The following is an 18793-nucleotide window of genomic DNA, read 5'->3' on the forward strand; positions in this document are numbered from 1 at the left end:
AACCTCACCCCATTGATTTCTACCTCATACACTGCCTTACTTATACAAAGTTATAACTTTCCTTTTCAACGAAAACTTCCTCGTGAATATGAATACCACGCTTTTTTAGTTCATCAAAAATAATTTGTGGTTTGACAAAAGCTTCCTCGGGTGTCACAACACCAACTTTATTTACATTCCCATTTGCGATTAGCTCTGTAGCAATCCCAAATGGAATACCGACGTTTCTCGTATAAGCTCTTAATTTTTCCCATCCTACAACAGATCCATCAGATAACGGGTGTGTATGATATAATACACGTCTTTGTTTCTCATTATTTTTCATACCTATTACTTCTACATGAAGTGCATAACCGTAAATCTCTGTTTCTTGTCCTTCTTTCGATTGCAATAAATACTTCGCAATACAATCCATTATGCCGATTTCTTTTCCATTTATTTCAACTGGATCATTACGCAATATACCATAGTCATACAATGCACGTACGAGCTGCATATTTTGCTTTGGCCAAGTTCCTCTCGTCTCTATTAGTTTAACGCCTTTATTTTCTAATGCTTTTGCTAACGTAATCGTTTCAGAATGCGGTATGATATACTGCGTTGTCTTACCATAAGGCGCCGGTAATTCAATTTCTCTTGGACGCGCAAACGGAAGCACTTGCTTAAACTCACCATCTTCATACACTGTACGCGATGGCAAATGTGGATCATATTCATATGTCGTTGTTTCTGTAATGGATGCAGAAAAAGCAATGGGACGATACGAACCATGACTTACACGAACTGACTCTACAGTATGTAACTGATTTGCTGCATACATCGCCATCATTTGCGTTACACCTGGCGTCATACCAAACCCAGGTAAACATGTTTTTCCGTTTTGAACAAATATAGAATGCGAATCATTTTCTTCACCAAATCCATTTAAATTCACACCGTGACAACCTGCTTCTGCAATACATCGAGTAGATAATCCATTTAACTTAATTGTTGTACCATCCATTACAATGTCATAGCCCTTCATTTTTGCAACCGTATCCTCATGATTCGTTACATCTACTTTCACAAAATCAACGCGAGGATCGTTGAGCCATTCTACTACTTTAAGCCCCTCTTCTTCGTTAAAATCTGCTACTGTAATCGTCTCAAAAGATGAAAATTGCACTAAATCTAAAATTGCTTCACGACAAATTTTACCTGCTCCACCTAAGCAAAATACTTTCAACCTATAACAACTCCTTTAGCGATACTATCAACTAAGCGATGAATATCTGCCTCATGTACATCACCGATATTTCCAATGCGGAATGTATCTACTTTTGAAATTTTACCTGGATATATAACAAATCCATCACGCTTTAATTCATTGTATAATTGCTCAAAATCAAACCATTCTTCTGGATAAATGAAAGATGTAATAATAGGCGATTGATATTTTTCATCTACTAGTGGCTTAAATCCGATTTCTCTCATTCGATTCACTAATAGTTTTTGATTGTTATCATATCGATTGTAACGTGCTTTTACTCCGCCCTCTTTTTCTAATTCAAGTAGTGCTTGATAAAAAGCGTGTACAACATGTGTAGGTGATGTAAAACGCCATTTTCCATTTTGATTTTCCATCGTTTCCCATTGATCGTATAAATCTAAAGATAATGAACGTGCCTGCCCTTTACATTTCAACAATTCATCGCGCTTTGCAATAACAAATCCGAACCCTGGAACCCCTTGAATACATTTATTCGCACTACTAATTAGAAAGTCAATTTGCAACTCAGCGATGTCTATTTCAATACCACCAAAACTACTCATTGCATCAACTAGTGTTACTTTTCCGTATTGCTTCCCTAATTTACATACATCTACAATTGGATTGATAATACCTGTTGTTGTTTCACAATGAACAACTGCAATATGTGTAATCTCTTTATCTTGTTGTAAGATCTTTTCTACTTCTACAATATTAGTAGGCTCCCACTCTTCTGTTTGACTGACCACCACATCTATATGTAACATCTCTGCCATTTGTACAATTCGCTTACCATACGCACCATTTGTACAAACAAGCAGCTTTCCGTTTTTTGGAATGACAGAACCGATTACTGCTTCAACTGAAAACGTACCGCTTCCTTGCATAAGAACAGTCGTATATCTCTCTTCTTCCTTCGTTGCTAACGATACAAGTTTAGCTCTTACCTGTTGCACCATCGTGTTATATTCAACATCCCACGTACACCAATCGTATAGCATAACTTCTTTTACTGTTTTTGTTGTCGTTAATGGTCCTGGCGTTAATAATAAGTAGTGATTTTCAGTCATGATCCTCTTCCCCTTTTATGAAATAATAAGTTGTTGTTTCTCAATATGTTCCATTACACTTTCGAGTTCCTGCATCGTTTCAATCGTAAAGTGCGCTCCATTTTCAACAAAGCGATTACGAACTACTTCTATTTTTTCACGAAGTTCTACTGGATCCATGTTCTCCACTTCCTCTTCACTTAAGCCGAGTTCGCTACTACCAAGAATTACACCAACCGTCCACATACCAGCATTTCTTCCCTCTTTCATATCTGATACCGTGTCTCCAATTTTTATCATATGATTCATCGGGTATACACCAAGTTCTATCGCATTTTTATAGCACATCCACGGATATGGACGCCCAGCAGGAACATCATCTGGTGTTACAAGAAAATCAGGTTTATATCCTTGTAGTGCTGCCTCTTTTGCTACAATGTCCATCATCTCTCTCGTATAACCAGTTGTTGAGCCAATTTTAAGGCCTCTTTTACGTAATGAAGCAACCACTTCTTTCACCCCATCAATTGGCGTGGCATAGTGTGGCAAAATAGTAAAGAGTATTTCTTCAAACTCTTCATACATCTCGTGAATGTCTGCTTCTGTTGGTAAATGTCCGAAAATACGCTCCCACTCATTCGCAATACGAGGCATTTCTGTTAGTGCCCTTACATGATCGATCTTTAATAATCCCATCGGTTTACGGGCTTCTTCATCTGTAATTTTAACACCACGTTTACGAAAAATTTTTATGAATACTTCCAGTGGTGCAAAACATCCGTAATCAACTGTCGTACCTGCCCAATCAAAAATAACTGCTTCTATTTTCATTCAATCCATCACCCTTCTCACTTATCTTTTTTGCCATTGTGAAGTTCGGTTACGAAGTGCTTTCGTTCCCCATTCATATACAACTCTCACTACAATATTTGTAACAACAATAAGTACACTCATTGCAGCTGCTGGCGCTACATTTCCTGCATCATCCATATTTACGATTGATACGGCAGCTAGTTTAAAATCAGCTGCGTATAAGAATACAACCGCTGACACAGTTACCATCGAATTGACGAAATAGTACATCACCATTTCTAAAATTGCTGGTAAACACATCGGTACTGTTACTCTAAAGAATGTTTTATAAAACGGAATGCCCATCGACTGCGAAACAAGCTCAAACTCTCGGTCTAATTTCTTTAAAGCAGTCGTTGCGGTAACGAATGTTACCGAATAAAAATGAATGATATTGACTAGTACTAGCACAGCAATTGTTCCGTATAAAGAATGAAACGGATTCGTTACTGAAAGTCCAAGTATTTGAATCGTTGGTTGACTAAAGAAAAAGACGTATCCCAATCCAAGTACTAAACCTGGGATTGCTAAAGGGACAATCGAGAAAAAGTAGCCTGTTTTTCGGAAAAACTTTAGCTGATCTATTTTCTCAATCGCATATGCGAACATAAATGTTAAAATTGCCCCAATAACTGCTGTAACTGCTGAGACAATCACACTATTTTTAAATGCTTCAAGTCCATCTCCTGTTAAACTCGAAAAATTAAAATGCTCAAATGTAAAACTCATATTATATGGCCATACTTTCACACTTGCAGCAATACCAACCGCCACAAATAAAAGAATAATCATAAGTGTAATCACACTACAATATATGAATGAGACTACATCTCTTTTCTTATTAGCCGTTATTCTATATGGCACTGCTTTGGAAGATAAGAAATTCGCCTGCTTTCTTTGCGTAATGCGATCAACTGCAAATGCAAATATAGCTGGGATTAATAAAATCATTCCTACAGTTGCACCCATCGGCATATTTTGTTGTCCAATTACTTGTTTGTATACATCAGTAGCAAGTACATTATATTGCCCACCAACAATTTTTGGTGCGCCAAAATCAGTAAAACTAAGTGTAAACACAACAAACATCGCACTAATTAATCCATACTTTACACTAGGTAAAGTAACAGTGAGAAATTGCTTTGTTTTACTCGCTCCCAACATATTAGAAGCTTCGTATAAACGATAATCAGAACCTTGGAAAGCAATTAATAATATAAGAAATGCTTGCGGAAATGTATACATGACTTCAGCCATTACAATTCCTACTGGTCCATATAAAGGGATTTGTATACCTTCAAATAAACCAAACATCCCTTTCGTTACTAATCCTTGATTACCAAATAAATATGTAAGTGCGATACCATGCATCATCGTTGGTGCGAATAATGGTAACAACGCGACATATTGAAATACACGCTTTCCAAATACATTCGTACGAGCGATCGCATAGGCGTAAGCGAAAGCGAGTGTTACTGCAATAATTGTTGTTGCACCCGAAACCCATACCGTATTTTGTAATGATTGAACTAGCGTTGGTGTTGTGAAATATTTACTGAAATTCGCAACACCAATGAAAGCTCCATCTTTATCATAAAAAGCTTGTGTAAATAATTGTAATAGCGGCAATACAAGCATAATCAAAAAGGCAAGGATCATACCAATAATTAATAGTCTTTGTACCCACTCTTCTTTACCGATACGTCTCTTAATCTTTTTTTTCGTATTTTCTACCTTTAAATCTTCTAACATCTCCATCTATACAACAACCTTCTTTCCATATGACAACATATGATTTTCTGAGAAAGAGATTTGAATTGGCTTTCCTTTCCTAATGGCTGTTTTTTCTACTTCTGATGCCAATATATCTACAACGATTTTCTCATTATATAGATGCGTTTTCTCATCTATAACGCGCACTTCTGTCCGGTATACAGATCCGCGAAACTCCATGCTTTCTACAATTGTTTTCATACCATTATTTTGTACGACTGTTACATGTTCCGGACGAATTGCATGTTCTTCGTTATTTTTCGAAAAGAAATTAATAGAACCAATAAAATCTGCCACAAACGGATTGGCTGGTCTTTGGTAAATCTCCTCTGGTGTGCCAATCTGCATAATTTCCGCATGATTCATTACAACAATTTTATCAGCCATCGTTAATGCCTCTTCTTGATCATGCGTGACCATAATAGTTGTCACTCCTACTTTTTCTTGCAAATCACGCATTTCTCTACGTAACTTTTCACGTACTTTTGCATCTAAAGCAGATAACGGCTCATCGAGTAACAAAATATCTGGAGACAGAGCGAGTGCACGTGCAAGTGCTACTCGCTGCTGTTGTCCACCAGACATTTGAGCAGGATATTTATCTTTTACATTCAGTAAATCAACTAGTTCTAACGCCGATAGCGCCTTCTCTTTTACTTCTGCTTTTCCATACTTTTTTGTCTTTAAGCCGTATTCAATGTTTTCAAGTGCTGTTAAATTCGGAAATAACGCATAGGATTGAAACACCATTCCGAAATTCCTCTTTCCAGGAGGTAATGCTGTAATATCTTTTCCATTCACAGCTATACTACCTGTTGTCGCCTCTTCTAGCCCTGCTAAAATTCGAAGCAATGTTGTTTTCCCACAACCACTTGGGCCTAATAAACATACAAACTCATTTTTTTTCACAGTAAAAGAAATATCTTTTAACGCTGTAAATGCATCAAACTGTTTTTGAATGTGTTGAATTGATAAATATTCGCTCATTTTTTCTCTCTCCCACTCACTTACTTTTTCGGTTCTGCTTTTTGGCCAAACTCTTTTTCCCATTTTTCTAAAATTTTGTCACGATTTTCTGCTGCCCACTTAAAGTCGTTCTTTTTGTATAACTTTTCCGTCACATCTTTAGGGAATCCGTCTGGAAGTTTATAATCATTTTTAATTGTCGCAAATCCATTTTTCTCGAAGTATAACTTCATTACATCATCAGTAATTGCCCAATCTAAAAATGCTTGCGCTAATTTTTCATTTTTTTCATTATCTTTTTTAATAAGTGCGTTCGCTTCTACTTCCCAACCTAATCCTTCTTTTGGCAATACAACTTCAACTGGTGCACCTTTTTGTTTCTCTTTCAAAGCACTATAAACCATCGATACACCAACTGGATATTCACCCGCACCCGCTAATTTCGCTGGTTTTGAACCTGAATGAGTATAAGTTGCCATATTATCATGAAGTTTCTTCATGTAATCCCAGCCTTTATCTTCACCCATAATTTGTAACCATGCAGAAACTGTTAAAAATCCTGTTCCAGAAGATGCTGGATGTGGCATAACAAGCGTTCCTTTATACTCTGGTTTCGTTAAGTCTTCGTATGATTCTGGCATCGGTAAATTTTTCTTCTTTAATTCTTCTTTATTTATAGCAATCCCCGTCATAAATGCAGTATTTCCTACCCATTTTTCTGGTTGTTTATCATCTTTAAATTGCGGTAAAACGCGATCCGCTCCTTTTGGAGAGTATCCTTTTAACATATCTTTTTTATCTAACGCTAATAGACTTGAAGCTGCAGTTCCCCATACAACATCTGCTTGTGTATTTTTTCCTTCAGCTAGCAATTTTGCTGTAATAACTCCAGTTGAATCACGAACAATATTCAGCTTCACATCTGGATATTTCTTTTTAAAAGAATCAAGATAAATTGGTACAAGTTCTTCTTCAATTGCTGTGTAAACAGTTAATGATCCAGATAATTTATCATCTTTTACTTTTGCCCCAGCACTTTCTTCTTTCTTTGCACCACACCCCATTAATAACGAAAATACCATTCCAGTTGCTACAGCTTTAAAGATTGTTTTTTTCACTATCTCTCTCTCCTTTTACAAATCTTATGTACAACTCAAATATAAACAACTAGTGTAAAAGCAGTATTAAACCAACATTAATCTTTTGTTTGTTGTTTGTTTTTGTGTAATACGTTGCTACTTCTATGTTTTTTCGCATTTTTCTGCTAATAATGAACACTAAATTTACAAATAATTAAAAAAACCTTTATAATCCCACAAAAAAATGAGGCGTTTGTAAAAAACGCCTCACTTTTGTTTACCTTTTTTTGAATTACGATTTGCATACTTCGCGCTATTTTCTCCTTCATACTCTAATGCAAATTCTGCATCTGGTAAGCTTTCTTTCGGAGTTTTATTATTGTTGATTGCCGCATTTTGTTTCACTTTTCTTTTTACCAATACATTCACCTGCTCTCAAAAATTCACTTTCTACTCTAGTTTGAAGCAAGCTAAAATAATTATTACTGGCAAGTGTTAACAAGTACATAAGAACTGCTAGATGGAAATACTACATATGAAGAAATCATAATAAAAAGGAGCTCTTATTTTGAAGAAGAAAGATAAAATCCAGTCACCCATTTTAGATGAAACGCTCCCGCATCAAATGAATTTCCCATCTTTTAAAGGAACAGGAAAGAAGATGCAACAACCTTTCATAAATCAATATGACGTCGTAATCGGAGACAGTAAATATGATTCCGAGAACAGTCCACTTCACAATTGGAGTGATGATGTAGATCCTGCCATTATGGCTGGAGAAGAATGGATCCATCCTACAAATGATATTGGGTGGATTTCAGAAGAAAATCAAGAGTTACTAAAAAAAGAAGGAGATAATAAGAAGGATACTTTTATGCATCCGCAATTTGGCATTAATGACTAAAAAACCATTCTACCTAACATAGGTAGAATGGTTTCATACTATCCAATAATAATTCTCTCTTTCGGATATTTATAGCGAGGTGGCTGTTCTCTTCCGCCACTAGCTAGTATAAATGTTAAAATACCGACACGCCCGATAAACATAAGTACAATGAGTACAAGTTTACCAACAGTTGTTAAATCTGGCGTAATACCTGTCGATAGTCCTGTCGTCCCGAAAGCAGAACAGACTTCAACAATTAAACTCATAAGCGGTACATTTTCCGTAATAGATAAAATAAATAGTGCTGTGGCACATAATAAAATCCCCATTGTCATAACGACAGATGCTTTCAGCACGTCCTCTTCATGTAGCTGACGTTTGAAGACTCTAACCGTTCTCCCGCCTCTTGCAAAAGTGTATAGTGACAATATACTAACAGCAAATGTTGTTGTACGTATCCCGCCCCCAACCGAACTTGGAGATGCTCCTATAAACATTAATATACTCATAAATAAAAGCGTCGGTTGTGACAATTCAAGTATATCCATTGTAGCAAGTCCCCCGCTTCGCGTCGTCACAGATTGGAATAGTGTATAGAAAACTGTTTCATGCCATGACTTTCCTGCTAAAAAATGATTTCGTTCTAGTAAAAAAATCATAATCGTTCCAACGACCACGAGCGCAAAAAATGTTGTTGTCGTCAATTTTGTAAATAGCGAAAAACGAAATAGTTGCTGTCTCCTTTTACTAAGGAATTGTTTCACTTCCATTAATACAGGGAAGCCGATTGCTCCTAAAATAATAAGTAACATATGAATCATTTGAACAATGTAATCTTTTTTATACGGAATTAGCGATTGTCCTGTTAAATCAAATCCACCGTTCGTAGTTGCACTAACAGCCGCAAAGAAACCGTGAAAATAAGCTTCTTGCCAAGTTGGAAAATAAAGTAGGAATCTCGTGCCTAATAATATTGCTCCAATAAGTTCTATCGAAATAATTACAATTAAAATAGAACGCATCAATTCTACAAGGCCTGATAAGTTCCCTTGATTATGGTCTGCCATAATGAGTCTTCTTCTCTGCAAACCAATCTTTTTCCCCGTTATGATCCAAACAAATGTACCAAGCGCCATAATTCCTAAGCCGCCTAATTGCAAAATAAGGGCTAAAATAATAATTCCTGCCGTAGTAAATGTATCTGAAATTGTAACAACAGACAGACCCGTAACACTTACCGCACTCACAGATGTAAATAGAGCATCAATAAATGTCCATTTCACACCTGCCTTCGTAACAAACGGTAAACTAAGTAATATTACCGATACAACTACTGCTAATAAATAAAATAAAACAATAAGTTGTACGGGACGTAATTTTTGTAAAAACTTTTTTATATCTCTCATTCCATCACTTCGCTACCTTTTTTCTATCGATTAAATAAAGAAAAATCTTCCCTTTCTTTATTTGTAAGTAACTGCTCAAATATTTTTGCAAATACCATTCCATACACAGTTCCATTACCTCCATGCGGTAATGCGTAAAATAAATTATGTATCTTTTTGTCTTCTTTTAAAATAGGAAGACCATCATGACTACTGCCAAATGCTGCTGCCCAATAGTAGTCTGCCTGTATAGTTTTATACTGCGGGAACATCTCTTTTACAATGTTAATAAGGATGTCACGCTTATGCAATAATTTCGTATCACCGATTGTTTGAATTTGCATTGCTTCATCTAATCCGCCTACAATAATACGGTTTTTATACGTTCGAAAATATAAATACGGCCGTGCTGTTTCCCAAATTAATGATCGCTCATACCAACCTTCAAACTGATCTATTTCATTTGTTACAATTGCATAAGAAGTTTCTACTATTGCATTTTTTTCTTTCTTTCCAAAAAGTGTTTCATAACCCGTCGCCATAATAATATTCTTTGCTACAATTTGATTTCCTGTTTTCGTATAACAAATTAAATCATTTTGACGTTTTTTTATATGTATGGCCTCTGTATGTTCATATATAGTAGCACCCATTTGATTTGCTTTATGCAAAAGGCTATGCGCTAATAAATACGGATTTACCTCAGCATCACCGTGTGTATATAATGCCGCTTGTTTTGTAAAAGGATACCGTTCCTTAATATCAGATGCTGTAAAATACTCAACTGGAAACTCATAATTCTGTAACGTTTTGTATTCCTCTTGTAAAAATAAGACGTCTTCACTTTTACTTGCATAATATAAACTATTTCGCGGAATAAACTGGGGATCGATATCGAGAGTCGGTACAACTTTCTCCATTGTTCGTAACGCTTCGTAACAAAGCTTATATGCTCGTACCCCTTTTTCTTCACCAAATGTATGGATAAGTGAGGTTAACGATTTATCATGAAGAAATTGTAATAACCCTGTATTCGCAGCTGTGCTACCACACGAAATCATATTTTTTTCAATAAGTATAACGCGCATTCCAATTTTCGCTAACGAATACGCTATTTGAGCACCTGCTTCGCCGCTTCCAACTACGAGCACATCACATATCATATCATTTTCTAACGATGGATAACAAGGTATAGAAGCTCCCGTATCCCAAAACAACTTACCAGTCATAAGCTTCATAATTATACTCCTACAATATAAATTTCTCCTTTCTATGTTTTGTTATTTTCCATAAAAAAATCCAACTAACATAGGCTAGTTGGATTTTTTATTTTTACTTCGAACGCTCGTCAAGCCAATCTCCAATCGTCGGATACGTTTGTTTTATAGCTGTTCCGCCATAAACGATTGACATATGTCCCGTTGGTAAACATACATATTGTTTATCTGTGCTAGAAATATGATCCAGCAAAGCTTCTACTTGGCATGGCAGGGCGATATGATCACGTTTCCCTGAAATATTTAAGACATTCGCCTTAATATTTGCAAGGTCTACCTTTTGTCCACGAATAACGAGTTCACCCTTAACCAATTTATTGTTTTGATAAAAATCACGAATCCACTGTCTGTATGATTCACCTGGGAACGGAATACCATCGCCAACCCACTTTTGAACTAACCTCCAGCTTTCAACGAAGCGCTCATTCTCTGAACGATCTACTAAAGCAACATATGGACCAACAAAGTTCGTAATTGGTTTTAACATTTTGTTTCCGAAATCAATCATTTCTGGCGGAATATTTCCAAATGTATCAACCGCTTTATCTAGATTGAAGTATTTCTCATCTAATAAAGGACCATATAATCCTGTTTCAGAGAAATCAAAAGGACTTGTCATAAAGATTAGGTTACGAATTGGCATGTGCGGATGAAGTGCCGCATAAATAGAAGTTAACGTTCCCCCCATGCAATAACCAAGTAAAGAAATCTCGTCCGATTTTGCAGTTCGCATTACTTTTTTCACTGCTTTTGCAATATAATCAAACACAAAATCATCAAATTTCAAATGACTATCTTCTAAACCAAATGTGCCCCAATCAAGCATATACACATCAAAACCACGGTCCACTAGATATTCCACTAAACTATTTCCAGGAGTTAAATCCATAATATATGGTTTATTAATAAGAGCATATATTAATAGAATTGGAACTCTTTGTGTTTTTTCTTGTTTTGGAATGTAGCGATAAAGCTTCGTCTTATTCTTCGTCCAAATAACCTCTTTCGGCGTTAATCCTACTTGTGGCTCTGGTTCACGTAATAAAATTTCACTCGCCCTTTTCACTCGGCGGTATGCTTTTCGGTATTCTTCTGGGTATAGCTCTAATTGCTTTTCCCATTCTGTTGCGAATGTAGTCATTTTTCTATCTCCTTTTTGGTCAATTTCCTTCTAAAAAAAGAAGTGCATTCCTGCTATGGATATGCACTTTTTTCTTACTTCATTACATATATAATCCGCCGTTAATGTTTAATTGCTGACCTGTGATATAAGCACCGTCACGGCATAGGTATACTACACCTTTTGCAATTTCATCAGCTTGACCAAAACGTTTTTTCGGGATTTTCGCAACGATTTTTTGGCGTACTTCTTCTGGTACTTCTGCTACCATTTCAGTATCAATAAATCCTGGGCAAATAGCGTTTACAGTTACATTTGTTTTTGCAAGCTCTAATGCTAATGATTTTGTAAATCCTAGCATACCTGCTTTCGCTGCTGAGTAGTTTGTTTGTCCAAATCCACCGGCTTGACCAATAATAGAAGAAATGCTAATAATTCTACCTTCTTCTGCTTCCGTTATGTATGGAAGTACCGCGCTTGTCGTATTAAACACACTGCTTAAGTTCACGTCAATTACGCGTTCCCAATCTTCACGATTTAACTTTTTGAATGTACGATCTCTTGTAATACCAGCATTATTAACAAGAATATCAACTTTACCAAAATGATTCACTGCTTCTTCTACAAGTCGATTTGCGTCTTCTACTTTAGAAACATCTGCTTGAACTGCATAAACGTCATGTCCTTCTTTTCCTAGTTCATTTACCAAGTTTTCAGCTGCTTCTTTGCTGCTGTTATAGTTAATAACAACTTTTGCGCCCTCTTGTGCTAACGCTACTGTGATCGCTTTTCCAATCCCTTTTGCCCCACCTGTTACGATTGCTACTTTTCCATTTAATTGAACCATTTCTTTTCCCCCTTAAATGAATTTGTGAACGACTATTATGAATCATTTTGGTACTCATACTATGGAGTCCCTATATAATTATGTTTCGCTGTTTATACATAGAAAAGAGATTCTCCCTTTCTCTTTCATATGTTATAAACAAGCGCTATTATCACTTTTTATTTTCTGGCTTATTCGTAGGTTTTACTTCTTCTTTTACAGGTTCTTGTAGTTTTGCTAGTACTGCATTTTGCTTTTCTAGCAATTCTAAAATTTGATCAACTTTCGTTTCTAATGTGCGAATATCTTGTTTTACTTTCGTAACATCGCGCTTTAATGTAGGAGCTTGTCCTACTGACTCTACCTTATCTTCTAGAAACTCCTCAATGTTATCCACTTTATTTTCTAAGTTAATAACAAGCGTAGCCACTCTAGCGATATCCTCTTTCGTAGGCACATTCACCTGCTCTAAATAATTTTTTGTCGTATCATTTAATGCTTTTTGATAAAACAAATTCAAATCTAGAACGCTGCCCATCCAAGCAGAATATTCTTCTGTTTTAATTGTTTCATTGAGCGCTTTTCCCCAAAATGTTTCGGTTTGTTCATAAGCATTTTTCCATGCTTGTAGTGGATCGAATTTTTGATCAATCACTTTACCTACACTCCCTTTTTTGTTTTTGAAACAATTCAACCTATTCATTATTTTCTAATATTCTGAATAAAACTTCAAGTCTATATTTTATTTTTTTCTATTTTCTAACAAATGTATTGACTTTAAAAACAGATAGGTGTAAATTGCACTTATAAGCAAAAAATTCCATCTAACTGATTCATGAGGTGATGCACAATCATGCTACATAATGAACCAGAACAACGCGAAAGTTTGGAGAACAACCAAGCAAAACAACCAAACTCCATGCCAAAAAACTTCTTAGTTCCCTTCTTACTTCTCTGTCTTAAAGACTGGAGTCTTCATGGTTACAAACTTATTCAAATGCTAATGGATATCGGCTTTTCTTCTGTTGACCAAGGTAATGTGTACAGAACACTACGCAAATTAGAAAAAGAAAACCTTATTTCTTCTACTTGGGATACAAGCGACGGAGGGCCAGCAAAAAGAATTTATTCTTTAACTGAATATGGAGAGCAATATTTAACAACATGTGCGACTTCTTTTGAGCATTATCAAAATATGTTGCGGACGTTTTTCACGTTATACACCAATGCATTCTTTCCATTTTCTACTTCTCCAGAAAAGGATGAAAAAGATTCTTCATCTTCACCTGGTGATACAGCAGAGTAATCTGCGTTCACAATATGTAAAAAAACATTTGGGGGTCAAACAATGGAAACTAAACCATACGAATTAGTCGATGCATTTTGGAAAAACTGGTCTCAATCACTTTCCCTTTTCTCTTCAGCTGGGAAACAATTAGAGCAACTTACTTTAGAAACATTAAAACAACAACAAGATGCTTTGCATAAATTAACATCAGGAGTAGATGAACTAGAAAAAGAACTGCAACAATTTACTACTCAATTCAATAATCAGTATACAGATTACGTGAAGCAATTAACTGGGAACTCCTTAAATGATCAAATTAATGAGTGGCAAGACAAATGGAAAGAGCTTTCTGCTCATATGCAACAGCTAACTGTTTCTCCTACAAAAACATCTTTGTCTATCCTTACTCAAACAAGCGGTCAATTTGAAGAAACAACGAAGCAATTTATTGAACAACAACAATTACAACGTGAAGAGGCTCAAAAACAGTTAGAAGGTTTTTTGGAAGATTTCAAGACAAAACAGTTGGAACTCGCAAAAAAGTTCGAGGAAAACTCAAAAAATCTATTTACTTCCATCAAGTAAGAAAAATGTGGGAGCTAACTGCAGCACAAACAAAACTCTTTCTTCCTCCTACTACATCAAGATGGCTAGCATTTTTCGATATGGAAAAGAAGGAGGACAAAATGAATCCATTTCAAGAAGCACAAACCGTCCCGGAGCTTCGTTATGATGAGATTCAAGTCGGTGATCAAGCATCACTTACAAAAACGATTACGGATGAGGACGTTATCAATTTTGCAAAATTGACTGGAGATGTGAATCCTATTCATATTTTAGATTCTTTTGCAAAAACGACAATGTTTAAAGAACGTATTGCTCATGGTATGCTCGTTTCAAGTTTTATTTCTACCATCCTTGGAACGAAACTCCCGGGTAAAAATACGATTTATTTATCTCAAAACGTTTCATTCCGCGCTCCTGTCAAAATCGGCGATACACTTCGCGTTGTAGCAGAGGTCATCAAAAAACGTGACGATAAAAAAATCATTACGTTGCAAACAAATATATATAATCAATCGGATGATATTGTCGTGGAAGGTACAGCGACAATACTAAAAAAAGAGTAGCAAAAATTGCTACTCTTTTTTCTATCCAATAACTTCTAATCACACCGATTACTTCCGCGTATGAGCACGCCGGTTCCACATAAAATAACGGTACCAGTTCAGATACATACTTAGCTGAACTGGATTACTCATAAGGATGTGTATCATCATGGCAAAAACAAACAAATTACTAGTTCCAGGTGCTGAACAAGCACTTGATCAATTTAAATATGAAATTGCACAAGAATTCGGCGTAAGCTTAGGGTCTAATACTGCATCACGTTCTAACGGATCAGTTGGCGGTGAAGTAACAAAACGTCTTGTTTCTTTAGCTCAACAACAATTACGTGGATAACAATATAACATATGGCTTAGAGGCAGATATTCTCTGCCTCTTTCTATTTTTAACATACATAATGGTGCTTTTTCACATACTAGTAAAAGCAAACTGAAAGGAACGATATGTAACATGAAACGGATTAACATTCACATGAGTCCTCCCCGTGTTCTTACTTTGTCTTTTATTATGTTATCAATTATCGGTACATGCTTATTAAAATTGCCAATTGCTACAACGACGTCTATTTCATGGCTCGATGCTTTATTTACAACCGTTTCTGCTTGTACGGTTACAGGTCTTGGTGTTGTGGACACTGGGAAAGTATTTACCTTATTTGGCCAATGTGTCATTTTAACACTTATACAAGTGGGTGGACTTGGCATTATGAGCTTTGCCGTTTTAATTGCGATTATGCTAGGTAGAAAAATTGGTCTTCAAAACCGAATTTTACTGCAACAAGCGTTAAATCAAACGAATATAGGCGGTGTCATTCGTCTTGCCAAAGCATTATTTTTATTCTCTTTTACAGTCGAATGTATCGCTGCTTTCATTCTTTCTTTTGAATGGATACCGAAATATGGGATTGCTAAAGGGCTCTATTATAGCTTTTTTCATTCCATCTCTGCTTTTAACAATGCTGGTTTTTCTGTATGGAGCGATAATTTAATGTCCCATTCTCATAGCATTCTTGTCAATCTCGTCATTTCCTCCCTCATTATTTTAGGTGGGATTGGTTTTACAGTAATCGTAGATATAAAAAGAAAGAAAAATTTTAAAAACCTTACATTACACTCAAAACTTATGCTCTCTTCTACTCTAATCATCAATATTATTGCGACTGTTTTTATTTTTATATTCGAGTTTCACAATTCTCTTTCTATGAGAGGCTTTACCCCATTTGAAGAAGGCATGGCTGCTTATTTCCAAGCTATTTCAACGCGTACTGCCGGGTTTAATACAGTTGATATTTCCGCATTATCAAAGCCTTCCCTACTATTAATGATGCTCCTTATGTTTATTGGCGCTGGTAGTGCTTCAACTGGCGGTGGGATTAAGTTGACAACATTTTTAATCATGTTTTTTGGGGTATTTAAATTTTTACAAGAACAAGATGATATTGTCGTGTTTAAAAAATCCATTAAAGATACTCTCATTGTCAAATCATTGACCATCGCTATTATTTCTATTTCATTTATTTTTTTTGCTATTTTAATTTTAAGTATTACTGAGCGTGTTCCTCTATTGATGAGTGCTTTCGAAGTATTTTCAGCATTTGGGACTGTCGGTCTCAGTATGAATTTCACACCACACTTAACTATGATCGGAAAAGCTATTATTATCTTTATGATGTTCTTTGGGAAGATGGGACCTTTAACATTGGCTTTTTCATTTGCACGTAAAAAGAACCGAAAAATAAAATATCCGAATGAAGACATTTTAACAGGTTGACAACCGTATAAATTATCCATATAATGAGAGTACAATAGCATATCTCCAAAGGGGAGTAGCGTCCAAGAATATTTCTTGGAAACAAAGTCGTCATTACGTAGAACTTAGTTCTTCCGGCTTTGTTGGCATTTTCATTACATATGTCTAGCAAGACCTTTGCCTATTAACGGCAGAGGTCTTTTTTGCATTCATTACCAAATTCTTCCAAAGTTAATAGGCAGGAGTATGGGGAAACTAAATAGTGGGGAAATTCTTCACTTATTTAGTACTTATAGAAATGAGAGGAGAATGTACATGGATGTATCATTATTATTGGAGTATGGTTGGGTATTACTCATCCTAATTGCACTAGAGGGGATTTTAGCTGCTGATAACGCGCTTGTTCTTGCAATTATGGTAAAACATTTACCAGAAGAAAAACGTAAAAAAGCATTATTTTACGGATTAGCGGGAGCATTTGTTTTCCGATTCGGATCGTTATTTATGATTTCGTTCCTAGTCGATGTATGGCAAGTGCAAGCAATCGGTGCCATTTACCTTATGTTTATCGCTGGTAATCACTTATTTAAAACGTATGTTAAAAAGAATACAGATGAAGAAACTGAAGAAAAAGAAGCAAAGAAAAAACAAGAGAACTTTTGGTGGACTGTATTTAAAGTTGAAGTTGCAGATATCGCCTTCGCAGTTGATTCTATTTTAGCTGCTGTTGCATTAGCAATGACTTTACCAAAAACAGGATTAGGTACAATTGGTAGTCTTGATACTGGACAATTCGTTGTTATCTTTGTAGGTGGACTTATCGGATTAATCATTATGCGATTTGCAGCAACTGCTTTCGTACAAATCTTAAAACGTAAACCAGGACTTGAAACTGCAGCATTCTTAATTGTAGGTTGGGTTGGTGTGAAACTAGCAGTTTATACGTTGGCACACCCTGCATTAAATGTAATTCCACATTCATTCCCAGAATCTACACCATGGAAGCTTACATTCTGGATTGTATTAGTTGGAATCGCAGCTGGTGGTTGGTTCTTCTCGAAAGAAGTAGAAACAAAAGTCGAAAAGAATTTAGACGAAAAAGCGCTGTAATTACAGCGCTTTTTCTTTTTTCCTTGTCCCCTCTCTATGTCCAGAAAAAATTCTATTATACTATTTTTTGTAAGCGTTTTCTAGGTGTATGTATGTCCTTTTTGTGAAACATTGCACAAACTTATTGAAACTATGACAGAATCCATGTACTTTATTCATATAAGAAGTATTTATAGATGATGTACTAAAGGAGCGTATTACTCATGCTAGAACAAGGATTGGATTATGTTGTCAAACTGGCTAAGAGCAAAAAACAAATGTTAGATACAAACCCGATGCAATATTTCATTCGTGCCGCACTTGCGGGTATTTATATCGGTTTTATTATTGTACTATGTTTTAAATTAGGTAACTTTTTTCACATTGCAGATTCACCAGCAACTTATTTAGCTGCTTCTATGTTTTTCGGAATTGCTCTCGTACTTATTATATATGGTGGTGCTGAATTGTTTACTGGAAACACAATGTACTTCACTGTAGCAACTTTAAGAAAAGAAACAACAATTGCTGATACACTTCGTAACTGGTTTGCTTGTTATGCAGGCAATTTAGCTGGCGCTTTATTCTTTGCCTTACTATTTTATGCCACTGGAATTTTCGAAACAATTGATCACGGTCATTTCATGAATAAAGTCGTTGAGGGAAAAATGAATACACCTACAATGCAACTATTCTTTAAAGCAATTTTATGTAACTGGCTTGTATGTCTTGCTTGTTTCTTACCTTCTCAAGTTAAAGGTGATACAGCAAAAATTATGATGATGATGATGCTCGTTTTCACATTCTTCTTATCTGGTTACGAGCATAGCATCGCAAACTTATCACTGTTTGCTTTATCTTTGGTTTCACCGCATCCTGAGACAATTTCTTTTGCAGGTGCTATTCATAACTTAATTCCAGTTACAATCGGTAACATTATTGGTGGGTCTGTATTTGTCGGTATGGTATACCATTACTTAACAAAGAAAGTACCTGACGTGAAACAAGAAGAAACTGAATTAGGAGCAGCTCAACAAGAAGAAATCATTCCGTTGCAAGCGCATATGAAACATTAAA

The 18793-nt window shown here is 35.8% G+C and carries 20 protein-coding genes and 1 riboswitch; of the genes, 8 read left to right on the forward strand and 12 right to left on the reverse strand.

All coding sequences use genetic code 11. The features are described from left to right. Positions 1-40: 40 nt before the first annotated feature. From MR147_RS08010 to MR147_RS08040, 7 genes are all read right to left on the reverse strand, one after another. On the reverse strand, positions 41-1225 hold the full coding sequence (locus MR147_RS08010; protein WP_242303910.1) for a saccharopine dehydrogenase family protein: 1185 nt from the start codon (positions 1223-1225) through the stop codon (positions 41-43). Further along, positions 1222-2319: a 2-aminoethylphosphonate--pyruvate transaminase gene (phnW, locus tag MR147_RS08015; RefSeq protein ID WP_074607947.1), complete on the reverse strand. Its 1098-nt coding sequence runs from the start codon at positions 2317-2319 to the stop codon at positions 1222-1224. The genes MR147_RS08010 and phnW overlap by 4 nt, the downstream gene beginning before the upstream one ends. Positions 2320-2334: 15 nt before the next feature. Continuing rightward, positions 2335-3129 carry a phosphonoacetaldehyde hydrolase gene (gene phnX, locus MR147_RS08020; protein WP_074607949.1) on the reverse strand — a complete coding sequence of 265 codons (795 nt, stop codon included), beginning with the start codon at positions 3127-3129 and terminating at the stop codon, positions 2335-2337. 21 nt (positions 3130-3150) lie between these two features. After that, a complete protein-coding gene (locus tag MR147_RS08025; RefSeq protein ID WP_139302781.1) occupies positions 3151-4908 on the reverse strand; it encodes a putative 2-aminoethylphosphonate ABC transporter permease subunit in 1758 nt (585 codons plus the stop codon). After that, complete coding sequence (locus MR147_RS08030) at positions 4909-5910, reverse strand: putative 2-aminoethylphosphonate ABC transporter ATP-binding protein (protein ID WP_000006186.1); 1002 nt, start codon at positions 5908-5910, stop codon at positions 4909-4911. Positions 5911-5930: 20 nt separating this feature from the next. Beyond that, a complete protein-coding gene (locus MR147_RS08035; protein WP_000750888.1) occupies positions 5931-7007 on the reverse strand; it encodes a putative 2-aminoethylphosphonate ABC transporter substrate-binding protein in 1077 nt (358 codons plus the stop codon). A 228-nt stretch (positions 7008-7235) separates the two neighbouring features. Continuing rightward, positions 7236-7388 (reverse strand): hypothetical protein, encoded by a 153-nt coding sequence (locus tag MR147_RS08040; RefSeq protein WP_000240799.1) that lies wholly within the window; start codon positions 7386-7388, stop codon positions 7236-7238. Between the two features lie 148 nt (positions 7389-7536). Between MR147_RS08040 and MR147_RS08045 the strand changes: the two genes are divergently transcribed. After that, positions 7537-7872 carry a DUF3905 domain-containing protein gene (locus tag MR147_RS08045; protein WP_000725962.1) on the forward strand — a complete coding sequence of 112 codons (336 nt, stop codon included), beginning with the start codon at positions 7537-7539 and terminating at the stop codon, positions 7870-7872. A gap of 38 nt (positions 7873-7910) precedes the next feature. On the opposite strand, the gene MR147_RS08050 is transcribed toward MR147_RS08045, so the two are convergent. The 5 genes from MR147_RS08050 to phaR form a co-directional block, all read right to left on the reverse strand. Continuing rightward, on the reverse strand, positions 7911-9260 hold the full coding sequence (locus tag MR147_RS08050; RefSeq protein ID WP_074607952.1) for a TrkH family potassium uptake protein: 1350 nt from the start codon (positions 9258-9260) through the stop codon (positions 7911-7913). A 23-nt stretch (positions 9261-9283) separates the two neighbouring features. Then, on the reverse strand, positions 9284-10477 hold the full coding sequence (locus MR147_RS08055) for an NAD(P)/FAD-dependent oxidoreductase (protein WP_242303911.1): 1194 nt from the start codon (positions 10475-10477) through the stop codon (positions 9284-9286). A 94-nt stretch (positions 10478-10571) separates the two neighbouring features. Continuing rightward, positions 10572-11657: a class III poly(R)-hydroxyalkanoic acid synthase subunit PhaC gene (gene phaC, locus MR147_RS08060; RefSeq protein ID WP_000206334.1), complete on the reverse strand. Its 1086-nt coding sequence runs from the start codon at positions 11655-11657 to the stop codon at positions 10572-10574. An 82-nt stretch (positions 11658-11739) separates the two neighbouring features. After that, entirely contained in the window at positions 11740-12483 is a 744-nt protein-coding gene (locus MR147_RS08065) for an acetoacetyl-CoA reductase (protein ID WP_000250412.1), read from the reverse strand. A 151-nt stretch (positions 12484-12634) separates the two neighbouring features. Continuing rightward, positions 12635-13117: a polyhydroxyalkanoic acid synthase subunit PhaR gene (phaR, locus tag MR147_RS08070; protein WP_000566940.1), complete on the reverse strand. Its 483-nt coding sequence runs from the start codon at positions 13115-13117 to the stop codon at positions 12635-12637. A gap of 198 nt (positions 13118-13315) precedes the next feature. On the opposite strand from phaR, the gene phaQ reads away from it, so the two are divergent. The 7 genes from phaQ (at position 13316) to MR147_RS08105 (ending at position 18792) form a co-directional block, all read left to right on the forward strand. Then, positions 13316-13768: a poly-beta-hydroxybutyrate-responsive repressor gene (gene phaQ / locus MR147_RS08075; protein WP_000903020.1), complete on the forward strand. Its 453-nt coding sequence runs from the start codon at positions 13316-13318 to the stop codon at positions 13766-13768. Between the two features lie 42 nt (positions 13769-13810). After that, positions 13811-14335, forward strand: coding sequence for a polyhydroxyalkanoic acid inclusion protein PhaP (gene phaP, locus MR147_RS08080; RefSeq protein ID WP_000448589.1), 525 nt, complete (start codon positions 13811-13813; stop codon positions 14333-14335). A 101-nt stretch (positions 14336-14436) separates the two neighbouring features. Beyond that, entirely contained in the window at positions 14437-14880 is a 444-nt protein-coding gene (locus tag MR147_RS08085) for a MaoC family dehydratase (protein WP_001067916.1), read from the forward strand. A 148-nt stretch (positions 14881-15028) separates the two neighbouring features. Then, positions 15029-15214 (forward strand): alpha/beta-type small acid-soluble spore protein, encoded by a 186-nt coding sequence (locus MR147_RS08090; protein ID WP_001140707.1) that lies wholly within the window; start codon positions 15029-15031, stop codon positions 15212-15214. Between the two features lie 114 nt (positions 15215-15328). Further along, positions 15329-16648: a TrkH family potassium uptake protein gene (locus MR147_RS08095; protein WP_242303912.1), complete on the forward strand. Its 1320-nt coding sequence runs from the start codon at positions 15329-15331 to the stop codon at positions 16646-16648. Positions 16649-16686: 38 nt separating this feature from the next. Continuing rightward, positions 16687-16852, forward strand: a riboswitch (yybP-ykoY riboswitch). A 90-nt stretch (positions 16853-16942) separates the two neighbouring features. Continuing rightward, positions 16943-17737 (forward strand): TerC family protein, encoded by a 795-nt coding sequence (locus MR147_RS08100; protein ID WP_000383322.1) that lies wholly within the window; start codon positions 16943-16945, stop codon positions 17735-17737. Between the two features lie 203 nt (positions 17738-17940). Next, the gene (locus tag MR147_RS08105) at positions 17941-18792 is read left to right on the forward strand and encodes a formate/nitrite transporter family protein (protein WP_074607957.1); all 852 of its coding nucleotides are present in this window, start codon (positions 17941-17943) and stop codon (positions 18790-18792) included. The last annotated feature ends 1 nt before the right edge of the window (position 18793 follow it).

The organism is Bacillus cereus group sp. BfR-BA-01350 (genome assembly GCF_022663775.1).
Lineage (GTDB): Bacteria > Bacillota > Bacilli > Bacillales > Bacillaceae_G > Bacillus_A > Bacillus_A paranthracis.